Origin of the sequence: Sphingomonas nostoxanthinifaciens (assembly GCF_019930585.1) — a bacterium.
In the GTDB taxonomy this organism is placed as follows: Bacteria; Pseudomonadota; Alphaproteobacteria; order Sphingomonadales; family Sphingomonadaceae; genus Sphingomonas_I; species Sphingomonas_I nostoxanthinifaciens.
In genome coordinates this window covers 1,735,038-1,751,636 of record NZ_CP082839.1, presented here as the reverse complement: position 1 = coordinate 1,751,636, position 16,599 = coordinate 1,735,038, and the positions used below count along the sequence as shown (strand labels likewise).

Sequence of the window (16,599 nt, the reverse complement as noted above, 5' to 3'; positions counted from 1 at the left end):
TGGCGCGGCTTTTTGCCGGGGCCGCGCCGTTTTTTTTCTTAGAAGATACGCGATACCAAGCCATTGATCCGCCGGTCCGGCATCGCGCCGCCCGTGCTGCGGAAGTCGCGCACCCGATCCAGCGCGAACACCGGACCCGACGGCGCGCGCACCCGGAAAAAATCGGCACCGTCGACGCTCTCCAGCCGGAAGGCCGGGCGCGGATCGGGCGCGGCGACCGCCACCTCGACATTGCTGACAACGACGTTGCGCGCGTCGCGCACGAACAGCCCGGTGGCGGGCAGATCGCCGAACATCGTCGGCTCCGGATAAGCGAGTTCCGCCGGCGGCGGCACGGCCCGCGCCATCGCGGCAGGCGCGCCGCCGCGCTGATGAAAATAGCAGTCGCTGATCTGCACGTCCTCTATCGGATGGCCTGGCACGCCGGCGATGATCGACGGCAGCAGCCCCGCGCCCGAGCTGGTGACGTTGCTGATGAGGATGCGCCGCATCGTCCCGATCGGCCGCCCCACCGGCCCGCGCATCCGCCGCCCAAGCCGCAGGAACAGAGGCGAGCTGAAGCTGCCGCGCATCGTGATGTTCGACACCGTCACGTCCTCGCACAGCGCGCCGTCGACGCTTTCCAGCGCGAGGCCCTGGCTGTCATCGAACACGCAATTGGTGATCGTGATGTTGCGAAAGCCGCCATTGGATTCGGTGCCGAACTTGATCCGCCCGTGCACGGTCGGCGCGAAGCTGGGCGGCATCTTGCGCCAGCTGCCGTCGAGCACCGAACCCAGCTCGTAATTGCCGGTGACGAAGCAATTGGCGATCGTGACATTCTCGGTCGTGCGCGGATAGCCGAGCGCATAGCTGCTCTTGGGGCAGATGCCGTCGTCCCATGGCGAATTGATTGTGCAGTTGGTGATGCGCACGTTGCGGCAGCAATCGATATCCATGCCGTCGCGCGTGGTATCCACCAGCAGATTGTCGATCGTGAGATTGTCGACCCCGGTCGCCAGCACCGCGAACCAGCCGCACGCCAGCATCTTCAGATCGCGCAGCAGCACGTTGTGGCAATTCTTGAGCGCGATCGCCTTGTTCGCGGTGCCGGGCCCGATCGGATCGGACAGATAGCCGTCGCGTCCGTCGCCGCGCCCCAGCCCCTTGCCCCAGATCAGGCCCGCGCCGGTGATGGCGATGTCGTGCAGCCCCTCGCCCCAGATCAGGCTGTTGCGCCAGTGATTGTGGCCGAAATCCTGGAACGGCGCGATCGCCGGATCTTGCGGCTCGGCCAGATCATAGCCTGCGCCGCCACCCGTGGGCGCCGGCGCGGCAAGAATCGTCGCCGCGACGTCGAGATGCAGTTCGACCCGGCTCTTCAGGCGGATGGTGTAGCAGGCATAGGTTCCGGGCGGGAACAGGACGGTGCCGCCGCCCGCCGCGGCCGCCGCCTCGATCGCGCGGTTGATCGCCAGCGTGTCGATCGTCGTACCGTCGCCGGTCGCACCATAATGGCGGACGTCGAACCAACCGGGCGCCGCTCCTGCAGGCATCGGCGCACCCAGCGCGCGCTCCGCCAGCAGGCCCAACCCACCCGCAATCACCGCGCGCCGCCCGACCGCCATCCAGCCTCTCCCTTTTCGCTTCAGGACCAGAAGGCGGTCATGCTGTAAAGCCGAATATGCGGCCTATGCCATCGCTGGCACAAACGGCCCTTGCGCCGGTTGCGGAACGCCGCGACAAGGATCGGGTGAGGAACCACAGCCCCGATCTGGCCCGCGCCGCAACCATCGCCGACGTGGCGCGCGTCGCCGACGTGTCGGTGCGCACCGTCAGCCGCGTCCTCAACAAATCGCCCAAGGTGGGCGAGACGACGCGCGCCACGATCGAGCGTGCGATCGCCGACCTCGGCTTCCGCCCCAGCATGCGCGCGCGCGGGCTCGCGGCGCGGCGTTCGTTCCTGCTCGGCGTGGTGCAGGGCGACCAGAACGATCATGTCATCGGCCGCCTGCAGCACGGCATCGTCGAGATCTGCTCGGAGGCCGGCTATGAATTGCTCGTCCATCCGGTCTCGGTCGCCGACCCGCGCCTGTCGGACAATCTCGAGGATTTCGTGCGACGCACGCACGTCGACGGGCTGGTCCTGCTCTCGCCGGTGTCCGAGCTGCCGGAGGTGCCGCATCTGCTCGGCCGGCTGGGCGTGCCGGCGGTCGGCCTCGCCTCGGTCCGTATCCCCGGCTATCCGGCGATGCTCGTCGGCGGCGAGCGCATCGCCGCGACGACGGTGGCGGATCACCTGATCGCGCTCGGCCATCGCCGCATCGCGATGATCACCGGCCCGCTTCGCTTCCATTCGGCGACCGAGCGCGAGCAGGGTTTCCGCACCGCGCTCGATCGCGCCGGCATCGCTTTGCCGCGCGGTTATGTGGTCGAGGGCGACTACGGCTTCGATTCCGGACTGGTTGCAGCCGAGCATCTGCTCGCGCTGCCAAACCGGCCGACCGCGATCTTCGCCAGCAACGACATCATGGCGGCAGCGGTGCTGAAGGTGGCACGCGAACGCGGCATCGACGTGCCCGGCGCGCTGTCGGTCACCGGCTTCGACGACGTCGATCTGGCGTCGATGCTCTCGCCCTCGCTCACCACGATCCGCCGCCCGTTGCGCGATATCGCGCGCGAGGCCGCCCGCCGCGTGATCGCGCTGGCCGAGGGCGAGGCGTCGCGCCTGCCCGATCTCGACGTGCCGCTGGCGCTGGTCGAGCGTCAGTCGACCGCACCTCCGCCCGCCTGAGCACGGACCAGGCCCGGCTTGTGCCAGCGCTGGCAACGATGATAGCTGCGCGCATGGAGTCGACAGAGCTTATCGAGCGGATCCCCGCATTGGTGCAGGTCGCGCCGGGCGATCACGTCGCCGTGACGCTGCGCGCGATCACAGCCGGCGAGACGCTGAAGGCCGGCGGCCAGAGCGTTGTCGCTGCGGTCGATATCCCGCGCGGGCACAAGATCGCGCTGGTGCCGGTCGCCGCCGGCGACGACGTGCGCCGCTATGGCTGGCCGATCGGGCGCGCCACCGCCGCAATCGCGCCGGGCGATCACGTCCACAGCCACAATCTCGCGACCAAGCTCAGCGGCGAGGAACCCTATCGCTACACCCCGGCCGCTGTCGCCGCGCCGTCGCTCGCCGCCGGCGCGCGTGGCTTCGCCGGCTATCGCCGTGCCGACGGGACGGTCGGCACGCGCAACCAATTGTGGGTCATCCCGACCGTGGGCTGCGTCGCGCGCACCGCCCAGCGCGTCGCCGCCGATGCCGCGCGGCGGCTGGGCGGCAGCGTCGACGGCGTGCTCGCACTGGCGCACCCGTTCGGCTGCTCGCAGCTGGGGGACGATCTCGACAAGACCGCCGCGATCCTCGCCTCGCTCGCCTGCCATCCCAATGCCGGCGGCGTGCTGCTGCTCGGGCTCGGCTGTGAGGAGAACCAGCTCGCGCCGCTGCTCGAACGCCTGCCGCCCGAGCGCCGCGACCGCGTCCGCACGCTCGGCGCGCAGATGAGCCTCGACGAGGACGAAGAGGCCGCGCGCGCGCTGGATGCGCTGGCGGAGATCGCCGCCGCCGACCGACGCGAACAGGTCGGGCTCGGCGCGCTGCGTCTCGGCCTGAAATGCGGCGGATCGGACGGGCTGAGCGGGATCACCGCCAATCCGCTGATCGGGCGCGCGGCGGATGCGGTCGTCGATGCAGGCGGCGCGGCTTTGCTGACCGAGATCCCCGAAATGTTCGGCGCCGAGCGGCTGCTGATGGCGCGCGCGACCGACGAGGCGGTGTTCGATCGGCTGGTGGCGCTCGTCAACGGCTTCAAGCGCTATTTCCTCGATCATGGCGAGCCGATCTCGGAAAATCCCAGCCCCGGCAACGTCGCCGGCGGCATCACCACGCTGGAGGAGAAGTCGCTCGGCGCGGTGCAGAAGGGCGGCCATGCGGCGGTCGCCGACGTATTGCTCTATGGCGAGCGGCTGCGTCGCACGGGTCTCACGGTGCTGGAGGCGCCGGGCAACGACGCCGTCTCGATCACCGCGCTCGCCGCCGCCGGCGCGACGCTGACCCTGTTCTCGACCGGGCGCGGCACGCCGCTCGGAAGCCCGGTGCCGACGATGAAGCTCGCCACCAACCATGCGCTGGCCGAGCGCAAGCCCGGCTGGATCGATTTCGATGCCGGCAGCGTGCTCGACGACGGGCTCGACGCCACCACCGCGGCCTTGCTCGACCGGATCTGCGAGATCGCCTCGGGCGAGCCCGCGCGCAACGAGGTCAACGAGGAGCGCGAGATCGCGATCTGGAAGCGCGGCGTTACGCTGTAGCGCTCGGCGGGCAACCGGCGGCGTTCCACGCGTTCGGCTCCACGATGACCACCCCGATCCATCTGGCACGGCACGCCCTGTTGCTCCTCGCGCTGCTCCTCGTGCCGACCACTGCGGTCCGGGCGCAGCAGGCGCCCACTAGAATCGAAACCGCTGCCGAAGCGCTGGAAGCCGACGCCGCCGAATATGCCCGCACCTTCGGCGTGGCGCCCGACGAGGCGCTCCGTCGGCTGGAGGCGCAGCAGGCGAGCGTGGCGCTGACCGACCGGCTCGCAGACGCCTATCGCGATCGGCTTGCCGGCATCGTCATCGAACATCGCCCGGATTATCGCATCCTGATCGTCGTCACCGGCGCGCCCGCCGACGACGTCCAGATCGCGACCGCGCCGTTCGGCACACCGGTCCTTCTTCGCACCGGCGCGCTCGCCACGCGCGCGGCGGTGCTCGACGCGATCGAGCGACACCAGGCCGATATCCGCGCGGCGATGCCGAACCCGCCGGGCATGGGGCTCGATCCGCGCACCGGCGCGCTGATCGTGCTGACGCGGCCGGGCGACCTCGACGGCGATGGCGACGAGGCTGTGACCGCCGCGCGCCTGCAGGCGATCGCCGGCGTGCCGGTCGAGGTGAAGACGTGGGGCGACGTCGATGCCGATCTGTCGGTCGAGGGCGGCGGCCGCGTCGTCGGCCACGATGCCGAAGAAGCGCGCCGCTTCGTCTGCACCGCGGGCTTCGTCGTCACCGACGGCACGCAGACCGCGCTCGCCACCGCCGCCCATTGCCCCGATACGCTGAGCTTCGTCGATCGCGACGGCACGCAGACGCCGCTGACTATGCTCGGCGCGTGGGGCGCGCGCTATCAGGACGTGCAGATTCATTCCGCGGGCATCGCGCTCGCCCCGCTGTTCCGCGCCGATGCGGACGATCGCGCCCGGATGCTGACGAGCTGGCGCAATCGTGCGAGCACGCGCAGCGGCGACGTCGTGTGCCATCGCGGCGAGCGCACCGGCTATAGCTGCGCGCTGGTACGCTTCCCCGAATATGCGCCGCCGGGCGATCTCTGCGCAGGCCCCTGCCCCGCCACATGGGTCGCGGTCGATGGGCCCAAGTGCAAGGGCGGCGACAGCGGCGGCCCGGTCTTCTTCGGCACGGTCGCGTTCGGATTGGTCAAGGGCGACAGCACCGAACACGGCACGTGCGCACTCTATTATTACATGTCGACCGACTATCTGCCGCCGGGCTGGACCTTGCTCTACGGCACGGGTGCGGCGGACGTGACGCCGATATCCGGCAAATCGATGTGAAGCTCGGGCGCCGCGTCGATGGTATTATTGCGCCGCGCCCCCATATAGGCCTTATCGCATCCTTTCCCGGCGACGGTGCGGCTGAGAGACTCGTCATGCTCTCGCCAGGCTTGCTGAAGGAAACGGGATGCATCTTCCATCTGCTCTGTGTCGCGCGCAGGAAACCGCGCAGCGCGAACGTGCCGCGAATACGACGTTGGCCAACGTTCGTGAGGCTGCCGAACGGGCTGCCGCCGCCTGGAACAGGGAAGCGATCGCCGCCAAGGGCCGCGAGCGGCGCGAAAAGTCACGCCTCGACGCGAGCGATGTTTCGGATGTCGTGCCGCGTTTGGAAGGGCAGCATATCGAGGCTCCGAGCGAAAACCCGGATCGCGGCTTTGCAGTGGCTCTCAGCCAATGAAGGCGGCTTCGTGCGGCTGAGGCGGCGACCATCGAGGAGCGCGACATGGACCTGAACTACATTCTCGGGCGCGAGCAACATACGCTCCACATGGCCGAAGCATCGACGTCACGCAGCGCACGGGCGGCGCATCGCGCCTTTGCGAAGGCCTATGGCCTGAAGCTGGCAGCGAGCGGCTTTCCTCATGCGGTGTTGCTTACGCAGGCCGAGCGGCACGACATGAGGACGTTGCAGGCGCGTCCGACGGGCGCCTAAGGGCTCGTTCAGGGCATCCTGAAACCGGATTAGTGATGGCCCCGATCGCGCGCCAGCGATCGGAGCCGATCATCGCACCGGGCTCAGCCTGCCACGTGCTCCGGCATCGTGGCGCCGAGCAGCAGGACGCCGGCCTCGTCGTCCGACAGCGTGATCTGGCCACCGGCGTCGCGCGCCAGCTTCATCACCAGCCACGCCGCTGACGTGCGCGAACTGATCGTCTGCGGATCGCCCGCACCCGACAGCACGCCGCGAATCTCGGCGTCGAGCACCAGCCGTGGCCCTTCGGCGCGCACCACCACCTCGCCCGCCTCGGCCCCGATATCCAGCCGGCCGCCGCGCACCAGCGCATCGAACGCCACCATCGCGAGGTTGAGCAGTACCTTGGCGGCGGACTTGCCGATCATCGGCTGCTCGACCATCCAGCCGAGCTCGACGCGCGCATTGCCGCGCACCAGCCCCGCCAGCACGTCCCTGACCTCGGCGGTCGCGACCTCGTCGCCGAAGCCGCCGGCAGCGCCGAAGGCGAGGCGGAAGAATTTCAGCCGGTCGGCCGCCGCGCGCGCGCTGTCCTGCAGCAGCTCCATGCAGCGGGCGCGCATGTTGGGATCGTCCTCGTCGACCAGCAGCTCGAGCCCGTTGCTCATCGCCCCGACCGGACTCAGCAGATCGTGGCAGAGCCGCGAACAGAGCAGGCTGGCAAAATCGAGCACGGTATCGGTCATTGTCGTTGATCCTGTGGAGCGCCGAAGCGAGGGCTTTTGGCCCGTCGCGGGCCTAGGTGCAACGAGATGGTTAACCGACCGTCAACGGCCCCTCACGGAAGCCGTCCGCTCCGGCGCACCACAGCCGCGCGACGCCCCCACCGACGATCAGCCACAGCCGGCCCGGCTCGGCTGCCGCCGCATCGCGCGGCGAGGGTTCGGGGCGCCCATTGGGGTGCGAATGATAATGGCCGATCAGGCACGGACCACCCCGCCGCTCGGCGCGCAATGCGGCGATCAGCGCGGACGGATCGACCTCGAACCAGCAGGACGGATCGGCGGCGACGTTGGCGGTGGCGCGCGCCTCCTCGATCTGCCCGGCGGAACCAAGCAGCAGGCCGCATACCTCGCGCGTCGGATCGGCGGCAGCATGCGCCAGTATCGCGTCGAGCAGGTCGGCTGCGATCACGACCGTCACCGCGCGACACGCACCCGGCGCACGAGGCCGAGGAACGAGGCGTCGCCGCTCTGCCCGCCACGGAAGACGATCGTCTCGATCATCCAGCCGTCGCCGCGGGGCGTGCGCTTGATCGTGCCGTGGACCATCACCGGGCCGGCATCGGTGTTGAGCAATATCTCCTGCGCGACGACGCGGTCGCCAGCGATGCGCCCGTCGAGCGCGATCTCGGCGCCCGCCTCTTCCGGATCAAGGTGCAGTAATGCGTGGAAGCGGCCGCCCGCCATCGTCACCTCGCCGCCGCCGACAAGGGTGACCCAGCCGTTGCGCTCGGTGATCGCCGGCTCCGCCTGGAACCAGCGCCAGCTGGGATCGATCACGGCATCCTTGCCGTAAAGGATCGTACCTGGCGGGACGGACGGCTGGGCATCGGCAGAACCCGCCGCGATCAGCATCGTCATCGCCGTTACGACCGCTCGAAGCATCGCCCGCGCTCCCTTGATTTCGCCGCTCGCGGCACCATATCGCGTCCAGTGGACGCGGGGGTACAGGTCAAATATGCCGAGGTGACGCCGGACATGGCCGGCTGGCGCCTCGATCGCGCGCTCGCGACGGTTATTCCTACCCTGTCGCGCGAACGGCTCAAATCGCTTATTTCGGCAGGCGCGGTGACGGTGGGCGGCCGGATGGTGCGCGATCCGGCGACGAAGATCGCGCAGCCCGGCCCGGTCGAGGTCGCCGTGCCCGCACCGACCGCGGCCGGCAATGCCGCGCAGGACATTCCTCTCGAGGTGGCGTTCGAGGACGAGCATCTGATCGTGATCGACAAGCCCGCCGGGCTGGTGGTGCACCCCGCCTGCGGCAATCTCGACGGGACTTTGGTCAACGCATTGCTTCATCATTGCCGGGGGAGCCTGTCGGGCATTGGCGGGGTCGAGCGGCCGGGCATCGTCCACCGCATCGACAAGGATACGTCGGGGCTGATGATCGCCGCCAAGACCGATCGCGCGCATGTCGGCCTTGCCGCGCAGTTCGCGAACCATTCGATCGACCGGCGCTATCGCGCGATCGTCGCCGGGCGGCCGCTCCCCGCGAGCGGACGGATCGAGGGCAATCTCGGCCGCAGCCCGACCAACCGCAAGAAGATGGCGCTGGTCGGCCCCAATCAGGGCAAGCATGCGGTGACGCACTTCGCCACGCTGCAGCCGCTGGCGGGCGCCGCCTTGGTCGAATGCCGGCTGGAGACCGGGCGCACGCATCAGGTGCGCGTCCACATGGGCTCGATCGGCCATCCGCTCCTCGGCGATCCGGTCTATGGCAAGCCGCCGCGCGAGCATCGTGAAGTCCTGGCGCGGCTGGGGTTCGAGCGACAGGCGCTTCACGCCGCGCGGCTGGGCTTCGTCCATCCGATCACAAGCCAGGCTTTGGCGTTCGAAAGCAACATTCCGCCTGACATGCAGGCGCTGTTCAGTGAACTTTTGATATAACCATTCATTGACGCGGAGTCGGCAGGAACCGCTCCGTCGCGGACCGCACGGGTCCAGGGAGAAAGCAGCAGCAATGGTCAGCAGTGGCAAGAACACGCCCGCTACGATTCCGGCGCTTGGCGGCGAGGCCAGCCTCAACCGCTATCTGTCGGAAATCCGGAAGTTTCCCCTCCTCACGCCGGAGGAGGAATATATGCTGGCGAAGCGTTTCCAGGAACATCAGGATCCGGAAGCGGCGGCGAAGCTCGTCACCAGCCACCTGCGACTCGTCGCGAAAATCGCGATGGGGTATCGCGGCTACGGCCTGCCCGCGTCCGAGCTGATCTCGGAAGGCAATATCGGCCTGATGCAGGGCGTGAAGAAGTTCGAGCCCGATCGTGGCTTCCGTCTCGCCACCTATGCGATGTGGTGGATCCGCGCCGCGATCCAGGAATATATCCTGCGTTCGTGGAGCCTCGTGAAGATGGGCACCACCGCCGCGCAGAAGAAGCTGTTCTTCAACCTGCGCCGGATGAAGAGCCAGATCGACGCATTCGAGGAAGGCGATCTCAAGCCCGAGGCACTCACCAAGATCGCCACCGATCTCGGCGTGACCGAGGAGGAAGTGACCTCCATGAACCGCCGCATGGCGATGGGGGGCGATACGTCGCTCAACGTCTCGATGCGCGAGGATGGCGAGGGCCAGTGGCAGGATTGGCTGGTCGATACCGATCCGCTGCAGGACGAGCGCCTGGCCGAGACGCAGGAGAAGGACGTCCGCCACGACATGCTGACCGAGGCGATGGGCGCGCTCAACGAGCGCGAGAAGCACATCCTCGCCGAGCGCCGGCTGGCGGACGACCCCAAGACGCTGGAAGAATTGTCGCAGGTCTACGGCGTCAGCCGCGAGCGCGTGCGCCAGATCGAAGTGCGCGCCTTCGACAAACTGCAGAAGGCGATGATGCGCATCGCTGGCGAGAAGAGGCTTCTGCCCGCAATGGCGTAAGCGGGTCGATCGTCCCGCCCAAAACCACCTTCGTCGCCCCGGACTTGATCCGGGGCCCTGCTGCCTTCACCGATGAAGAACGAGCGGGATGCCGGATCAAGTCCGGCATGACGATGGGGGCGGACTATGACCCCGTTAAAACTTCCGGCTCACTCCGAAGCTCAGCTCCACGGCGGGCGTGTTGTGGTTCAGACCCGCCACCGCCTGCACGTCGAGCTGGGTCAGCTTCTGCGGCTGGACATCCAGCGACAAAGCGGCGCGGCTCATCGTCGCGCGCTGCGCCGGATCGCGGTCGCGGACGAACTGCAGCTCGGGCGTCAGGCGGATCGTCTTGCTGAGATGGACCTGCACGCCCATCGCGCTGCCATAGGATAAATGGCGGCCGTCGCCGCTCTGGTTCACCGCCGCATCCACCTCGGGCGACAGCTCCAGCGAGACGGTGTCGTTCAATTTGTAGCTGGTCGGCACGATCAGGCCGCCGCCCCAGTCGCCCGCACCGACCTGACGATGCCCCACCGGCACGGTGACGAATGGCAGCAAGGCGACCGCGAGGCCGCCGCTCTTTTCCGCCGGGTGGCGCAGATTCTGCTTCAGTCCCAACGTCACGTCGCCGATGCCTGACGTGCGATCGATCTCGCCCGTCAGGCGGTCGCGCTGGCGGACATTGCCGTAGGCGGTCCAGCCGAGACGCACCTCGGTGGTGGCGCCGACGCCATAGCGCAGCGCGATCTGCCCGGCGTCGATCGTGTCGGTGCGCTGGTCGGGCTGCTTGTCGAGCGTCCAGTCGCCCAGCCCCACTTCGACCTGCAGATGGCCAGGATCGACCGTGCAGGCCGGCGTGTCGAGCCCCGGCCGATCCGAACAGAGGTCGCGCAGCTTCGGCTGCTGCGCATCCTGCGCCCACACCGGGGCAGCGGCGGCAGCGCAGACGAGAAGCCCCAGAACGAACCGCATCGCCGCATCCCTTTTCATTATGTTGCTGCAACGACGGTCGGATTGCGCCGTTCCAGTCCGCTGCGGCTTCGGTTAAGGCGCGGCGATGGCCCGCACTCCCCAGCGTCGCTCTGCCCCCTCGCGCTCACGCCTCGGCGGCCTTGTCCGCTGGGTTATGCGCGCGATCGTGGCGTTCGTACTGCTCTCGCTGCTGATGGTCGGCGTCTACCGCTTCGTGCCGCCGCCCTTCACGCTGACGATGGCGGGCGATCTGCTCGGCGGCCACAGCATCCACAAGAATTGGATGTCGCTCGGCACGATCGATCCGGACATGCCGCGCGCCGCCATCGCCGCCGAGGACGGCAATTTCTGCCGTCATCACGGCTTCGACTTCACCGCGATCGAGAAGGCGATGGCCGGCAACGAGGCGGGCCGACGCTATCGCGGCGGATCGACGGTCAGCCAGCAGACCGCCAAGAACGTCTTCCTGTGGCAGGGCCGCTCCTACGTCCGAAAGGCGCTGGAGGCGTGGTTCACCGTCCTGATCGAGGCACTGTGGGGCAAGCAGCGCATCATGGAGGTCTATCTGAACGTCGCCGAGACCGGCATCGGCACCTATGGCGCGAATGCCGGCGCGATGCGCTATTTCGGGCATGATGCCAGCCGCCTGTCGCCCGGAGAGGCATCGCGCATCGCCGCGATCCTGCCCTTGCCCAAGAAGCGCGACGCGATCGATCCGCACGGCTTCGTCCGCCGCTATGGCGACAATATCGCCGCGCGCATCCCGAAGATGCAGCGCGCGGGTTTCTATTCCTGCCTGAGGTAGCCTGATGTTTTCGCTTGCCGCCTATCTGGAACGCATCCGCCTGGCCGAGATGCCGCTGCAGAATGCCGAAGGGCTCGCCATCCTCCAGCGCGCGCACCGTCTTGCCATCCCGTTCGAGAATCTCGACGTGCGGCTCGGCCGGCCGATCGCGCTCGACAGCGACGCGGTGTTCGCCAAGCTCGTCACCGCGCGGCGTGGCGGCTATTGCTTCGAGCATAATCGCCTGTTCCTCGACGCGCTGGATGCGTTCGGCTTCGCGGCGCGGCCGCTGATGGCACGCGTCTGGCTGGGGCTGGAGCATACGCCGCCGCTCACCCACACGCTCGCGCTCGTCACGATCGACGGGCAGGATTGGATCGCCGATCCCGGCTTTGGCGGCAGCTATTCGCCACCGATGCCGCTGGTCGACGGCGAGGAAGCCGACGCGCCCGACGGCGCGCGTTTCCGCCTCGGCCGCGACCCGGTCTATGGCTGGATGCTCGAGCGAGTGGGCGATCCGGCCACCACCGACGGCCGCGCCACCGGCTCGGGGTGGCAGCGCCAGTACAGCTTCGATCTCGCGCCCGCTTATCCGACCGACGCCGTACTCTCGAACTTTTGGGTCTCGACCGCGCCCGACAGCCGCTTCGTCCAGCGCGTCATCGTCAGCATCGTGCTGCCGAACGGCTTCGCCACCCTCACCGACCGCCTTTACCGTCGCCGCAATGGCGAGACGGGCAGCGAGGGCGAGATCACCGATCCGCGCGTCTACCGCATGCGCCTCAGCATGATGTTCGGCATCGACCTTTCGGTCGAAGAGGTCGCGGCGCTGGGGCTGTTCGACTTGGCCTGAGACGACGGCCCATATCCCAAACCGGACTTGATTGATCGGCGGGTGGACTTGCCCGACGTCGTCACGGAGCGTTTAACCGTCCAAGACCGTTGTTCAGGTCGGACGGGAGCTCGCCGTGCTTATCGAGTTGCAGAATCAAGTATTGGAAAAGATCGCCACCGGCGAACCGCTGACCGATACCCTCGATCTGCTGTGCCGTCAGGTCGAGCGTCTGCTCGACGACGTGCGCTGCACCGTCGTGATGATCGAGGACGACAAGATCAGGCCGCTCGCCGCGCCGGCCATGCCGCCATTTTACGCGGAGGCGATCAACGGCGTGCCGGTCGGCCCCTGCGCCGGCTCGTGCGGCACCGCCGCCTGGACGCGCCATCCGGTGGTCGTCACCGACATCGCCACCGATCCGCTGTGGGACGGCTTTCGCGAACTGGTGCTGCCGCTGGGGCTGCGTGCCTGCTGGTCGAGCCCGATCGTCGACAATCACGGCGTGTCGATCGGCTGCTTCGCTTTCTATTATCGCGAGCCGCGCGGGCCTACCCTGCTGGAGCGGAGCGTGGTCGATGCCTGCCTGCACTTGTGCATGATCGCGATCGATCGCGCGCGCAGCGTCGCCGCCCACCACGCCCTGGTCTATCGCGATGCGCTGACCGGGCTCGGCAACCGCGCCGCCTTCGAGGAGACGATCGCCAGCCCGCGCGCGGACGGCTGGGCGCTGATGCTGATCGACGTCGACGATCTCAAGACGGTCAACGACATGTTCGGCCATCGCGCGGGCGACGGAATGATCACCACGGTGGCGCATCGCGTGGCCGACATCGTCACCCGGCCGCGTGCCTTTCGCATCGGCGGCGACGAGCTGCCCGTATTGATCGAGAGCGCCGAACCCGAGGCGGAGGTCGAACGGCTCAGCAAGACGCTGCTCGCCACGATCGACCATCCTGCCGACTGCGCCGGGCAGATGCTGACGCCGTCAATCTCGATCGGCGCGGCCATCGTGGTTCCGGGCAGCGACACCGCGCATGAGATCGTCCGCAGACACGCCGATCTTGCGCTCTACCATGCGAAGAGCACCGGCAAGGGCGGGTTCGTCTGCCACACGCCGCGCCTCGGCACGCGCATCGCACGGCGACTGGCGGCGGTGCGCACCGTCCGCGCGGCGATCGCCAACGATGCCATCGCGCCTTATTACCAGCCGATCGTCGATCTCGCCACGCGCACGCCGATCGGGCTGGAGGCACTCTGCCGCATCCGCACCAGCGAGGGCGTCATCGTCGCCGGCGACACGCTGCAGGACGCGCTGACCGATGCGCATGTCGCGGTCGACATCACCCGGCTCATGCTGGCCAAGATCTGCGACGACCTGCGCGGCATGCGCGATGCCGGGCTGACGATCAGGCCGGTGGCGATCAACTTGTCGCCGTTCGACTTCCGCCGCCCCGGCATCGCCCGATCGATCCTCGACGCGCTCGATGCGGTCGGCATGCCGCGCAGCGCGCTGGCGATCGAGGTCACCGAACTGGTGTCGCTCGGCCGACACAACGATGTGGTGACGGCCGAGCTTGCGGAGCTGCGTCGCAACGGCATTTCGGCCGCGCTCGACGATTTCGGCACCGGCTTCGCGTCGCTCAGCCATTTGCTGTCGATGTCGGTCGACACGATCAAGATCGATCGCAGCTTCGTCGGCGACGGGCCGCGCGGCTTCGCCATCATCGACGGCGTCGCCCGGATCGCGGGTGCGCTCGGCATCCGCATCATCGTCGAAGGCGTGGAGGAGGAGGCGCAGGCGTGGGCGCTCGCCCGCCTCGGCTGCCAGGCGGTGCAGGGATTTCGCTTCGCCCCGCCGATGCCGCTGGCAAAGACGATCGACTATCTTGCCGCGTTCGAGCCGCTGCCCCCGGCGGTGGTGGTTCAACCGCTGCGGCGAGTGGGCTGAGCCCGGATCAGCCGCGTGTCTCGCGCAGTCGCGCGACGATCGCCGCCCCGGCCGCCACGAACCGCTCGGGTCCGAACCGGCTGAGCAGCCGTGCGCGGCCCGCGGCGCCCATGGCGGCGAGACGTTCGGGCTGCGCCAGCGCAGCGCGCAGCGCGGCGGCGAGCGCGATCGCGTCGCCGGGCGGCACCAGCCAGCCGGTCTCGCCCGGCAACACCGACCGGGCGATCTCCCCGACCGCGCTCGCGATCACCGGCAGCCCGGCCTGCATCGCCTCGTGCGCGGCGAGACAAAAGCCCTCCGAGCGCGACGGCTGGAGATAGAGATTCAGCCCGGCGAGAAAGGCGCGGGGATCGCCGACGAAACCGGCGAAATCCAGCCGCCCGCCCGATCGATCGCCCAGTTCCGCCCCGGCATCGCCGTCGCCGCCGATCGTCACGCGGGCGTCGATCCCGGTGGCCAGCGCATCCGCCAGCACGTCATAGCCCTTCACGCGATGCAGCCGGCCGAGCGAGCCGATGCGCATCGGCTCGCCCGGCCGCCACGGTGCGGCCTGCGGTGCAGCCGCATCGGCACGAAAGATCGGCCACAGCATCAGCCGCGCTTCGTCCACGCCCATGATATCGCGCGCATAGCGCCACACCGCATCCGAATCCGCCACCCATATGGCGGAGGCACGCCAGCGCAATTTCAGCAGCCGCAGATTGGCGGGTTTCAGCCACGCCGCATGCTGCCAGCTGGCCACCGGCAGTTGCTGCCGCTGGCCGACAATCTGGCCGAGCAGGGTCGCGCGGCTGAGCGAGGTCCACAAATGGGTGGCGCCGATCGCGCGCACTTCACGATCCAGCCAGCGCAAGGCGGCAAGATGATCGCGCCTGCCGCCATCGCGCACGCGCACCTCCAGCCCGGCTGCCTGCATCGACCGCAGCGCGCGTCCATCGCGTCGGGTAAGCGCGAGAACAACCACCTCAGCGCCCTGCGCGCGCAGCACCCCGCACAATGCCGGCACCGGCAGCGCGGCGCCACCGCCCTCCACCGAATTGATGATGTAGGCGATCCTCACCGCCGGCTTGCCGCCAATCCGGTGAACAGCGCCAGATAATGCCACGCGACCGGGCCGATGCGGTGTCGCTCCACCCGGATCGCCAGCTGCACCGGATCGGACGGCGGCAGCACGAGCATCGCCGCCATCGCCGCCGTCATTGCCGGTGCATCGTCGATCGGCACGATCCGCCCAGCCACGGGATCGTCGATCAGCTCGGACGCCGGCGTGCAATTGGTGACGATCGCGGGGCGACCGGCGGCGAGCGCCTCGATCAGCACCGCCGGATAGCCCTCGAAACGCGATGGCAGCACGAACAGCCGCGCCCGATCCAGCCAGTCGCGCGTATCGGCGACATAGCCCGGCATCCGCACGCGCGCGGTCAGGCCATGCTGCGCAATCAGCCGCTCCAGCCGGGCGCGATCCGGCCCCTCGCCGACGATCACCAGCTCGGCATCGCCGCGATCGAGCCGCGCGAAGGCGACGATCAGCAGGTCGAAGCCCTTTTCCGGCACCAGCCGTCCCGCAGCGAGAATGATCGGCGGCCCATCGGGCACCGGCAGCGGCGCTGGCATATGATCCTCCAGCGCGGGCAGCGGGATGGTCGCCACGATCGGGCGGCCGACCATCCGTTCGGCCTGCGCGGTGGCGGCGTCCGAGAGAGCGACGATGGCATCCGCTCCTTTCAGCAACAGCCTCATCCGCCGTCCGAACAGGAACTGACGCAGCGCCCGGCGCTGCGGCTTGGCGAGCGCCGCGCTCACCTGCGCGACGATTGCGGGGCGGTGCGCGCGCGGCAGTGCTGCCAGCGCGGGCGCCACCGGCCAATGAAAATTGCCGGGAAGGAAGACGGCGTCGACCGGCTCGCGGCCGAAATGCGCCGCCGCGGCGCGGGCAAGGCGCAGGCGCGATCCCCGGCCGCGCGCGATCGGCTGCGGCGCGGCCACAACCTGCACCGCCGGATCGAGCAGCGCGCGCATCTCGCCCTCGCCACTCCCGCACAGGATGGTGACCGCCGCACCTTCCATCGCCCAGCGCGAGGCGAGCCGCACCGCGATCCGCTCGGTCCCCCCCAGCGCGAAGTCGTGCATCACGATCCCGATCGAGGG

17 protein-coding genes are annotated in these 16,599 nt (G+C 68.8%); 10 read left to right on the top strand and 7 right to left on the bottom strand.

What is annotated here, in order from left to right:
* Window positions 1-38: 38 nt before the first annotated feature.
* On the bottom strand, window positions 39-1,607 hold the full coding sequence (locus K8P63_RS08435) for a rhamnogalacturonidase (protein ID WP_223799362.1): 1,569 nt from the start codon (window positions 1,605-1,607) through the stop codon (window positions 39-41).
* 125 nt (window positions 1,608-1,732) lie between these two features.
* Between K8P63_RS08435 and K8P63_RS08430 the strand changes: the two genes are divergently transcribed.
* The 5 genes from K8P63_RS08430 (at window position 1,733) to K8P63_RS08410 (ending at window position 6,297) form a co-directional block, all read left to right on the top strand.
* Complete coding sequence (locus tag K8P63_RS08430) at window positions 1,733-2,773, top strand: LacI family DNA-binding transcriptional regulator (protein WP_223799361.1); 1,041 nt, start codon at window positions 1,733-1,735, stop codon at window positions 2,771-2,773.
* Window positions 2,774-2,826: 53 nt separating this feature from the next.
* A complete protein-coding gene (locus K8P63_RS08425; protein WP_223799360.1) occupies window positions 2,827-4,338 on the top strand; it encodes a UxaA family hydrolase in 1,512 nt (503 codons plus the stop codon).
* 44 nt (window positions 4,339-4,382) lie between these two features.
* Entirely contained in the window at window positions 4,383-5,642 is a 1,260-nt protein-coding gene (locus K8P63_RS08420) for a S1 family peptidase (RefSeq protein ID WP_223799359.1), read from the top strand.
* A 127-nt stretch (window positions 5,643-5,769) separates the two neighbouring features.
* On the top strand, window positions 5,770-6,042 hold the full coding sequence (locus K8P63_RS08415; protein ID WP_223799358.1) for a hypothetical protein: 273 nt from the start codon (window positions 5,770-5,772) through the stop codon (window positions 6,040-6,042).
* 45 nt (window positions 6,043-6,087) lie between these two features.
* Window positions 6,088-6,297: a hypothetical protein gene (locus tag K8P63_RS08410; RefSeq protein WP_223799357.1), complete on the top strand. Its 210-nt coding sequence runs from the start codon at window positions 6,088-6,090 to the stop codon at window positions 6,295-6,297.
* Between the two features lie 83 nt (window positions 6,298-6,380).
* Here the strand turns inward: K8P63_RS08410 and K8P63_RS08405 are convergent, their stop codons facing one another.
* From K8P63_RS08405 to K8P63_RS08395, 3 genes are all read right to left on the bottom strand, one after another.
* Window positions 6,381-7,022: a histidine phosphotransferase family protein gene (locus tag K8P63_RS08405; protein WP_223799356.1), complete on the bottom strand. Its 642-nt coding sequence runs from the start codon at window positions 7,020-7,022 to the stop codon at window positions 6,381-6,383.
* Window positions 7,023-7,092: 70 nt separating this feature from the next.
* Complete coding sequence (locus K8P63_RS08400; RefSeq protein ID WP_398288699.1) at window positions 7,093-7,470, bottom strand: M67 family metallopeptidase; 378 nt, start codon at window positions 7,468-7,470, stop codon at window positions 7,093-7,095.
* Window positions 7,471-7,475: 5 nt separating this feature from the next.
* The gene (locus K8P63_RS08395) at window positions 7,476-7,943 is read right to left on the bottom strand and encodes a hypothetical protein (RefSeq protein ID WP_223799354.1); all 468 of its coding nucleotides are present in this window, start codon (window positions 7,941-7,943) and stop codon (window positions 7,476-7,478) included.
* A 48-nt stretch (window positions 7,944-7,991) separates the two neighbouring features.
* On the opposite strand from K8P63_RS08395, the gene K8P63_RS08390 reads away from it, so the two are divergent.
* Both K8P63_RS08390 and rpoH read left to right on the top strand, forming a co-directional pair.
* Window positions 7,992-8,945 carry an RluA family pseudouridine synthase gene (locus K8P63_RS08390; protein WP_398288696.1) on the top strand — a complete coding sequence of 318 codons (954 nt, stop codon included), beginning with the start codon at window positions 7,992-7,994 and terminating at the stop codon, window positions 8,943-8,945.
* Between the two features lie 73 nt (window positions 8,946-9,018).
* Window positions 9,019-9,930, top strand: a complete 912-nt coding sequence (rpoH, locus tag K8P63_RS08385; RefSeq protein WP_223799353.1) for an RNA polymerase sigma factor RpoH — start codon at window positions 9,019-9,021, stop codon at window positions 9,928-9,930.
* A gap of 135 nt (window positions 9,931-10,065) precedes the next feature.
* Here rpoH and K8P63_RS08380 read toward each other — a convergent pair whose 3' ends face one another.
* Window positions 10,066-10,884 carry a transporter gene (locus K8P63_RS08380; RefSeq protein WP_223799352.1) on the bottom strand — a complete coding sequence of 273 codons (819 nt, stop codon included), beginning with the start codon at window positions 10,882-10,884 and terminating at the stop codon, window positions 10,066-10,068.
* Between the two features lie 85 nt (window positions 10,885-10,969).
* Between K8P63_RS08380 and mtgA the strand changes: the two genes are divergently transcribed.
* From mtgA to K8P63_RS08365, 3 genes are all read left to right on the top strand, one after another.
* Window positions 10,970-11,689: a monofunctional biosynthetic peptidoglycan transglycosylase gene (gene mtgA, locus K8P63_RS08375; RefSeq protein ID WP_223799351.1), complete on the top strand. Its 720-nt coding sequence runs from the start codon at window positions 10,970-10,972 to the stop codon at window positions 11,687-11,689.
* A 4-nt stretch (window positions 11,690-11,693) separates the two neighbouring features.
* Window positions 11,694-12,521, top strand: a complete 828-nt coding sequence (locus K8P63_RS08370) for an arylamine N-acetyltransferase family protein (protein ID WP_223799350.1) — start codon at window positions 11,694-11,696, stop codon at window positions 12,519-12,521.
* Between the two features lie 142 nt (window positions 12,522-12,663).
* Window positions 12,664-14,451 carry an EAL domain-containing protein gene (locus K8P63_RS08365; protein ID WP_223799349.1) on the top strand — a complete coding sequence of 596 codons (1,788 nt, stop codon included), beginning with the start codon at window positions 12,664-12,666 and terminating at the stop codon, window positions 14,449-14,451.
* A gap of 7 nt (window positions 14,452-14,458) precedes the next feature.
* On the opposite strand, the gene K8P63_RS08360 is transcribed toward K8P63_RS08365, so the two are convergent.
* Both K8P63_RS08360 and K8P63_RS08355 read right to left on the bottom strand, forming a co-directional pair.
* Entirely contained in the window at window positions 14,459-15,511 is a 1,053-nt protein-coding gene (locus tag K8P63_RS08360) for a glycosyltransferase family 4 protein (protein WP_223799348.1), read from the bottom strand.
* A complete protein-coding gene (locus tag K8P63_RS08355) occupies window positions 15,508-16,581 on the bottom strand; it encodes a glycosyltransferase (protein ID WP_223799347.1) in 1,074 nt (357 codons plus the stop codon). The genes K8P63_RS08360 and K8P63_RS08355 overlap by 4 nt, the downstream gene beginning before the upstream one ends.
* Window positions 16,582-16,599 lie beyond the last annotated feature (18 nt).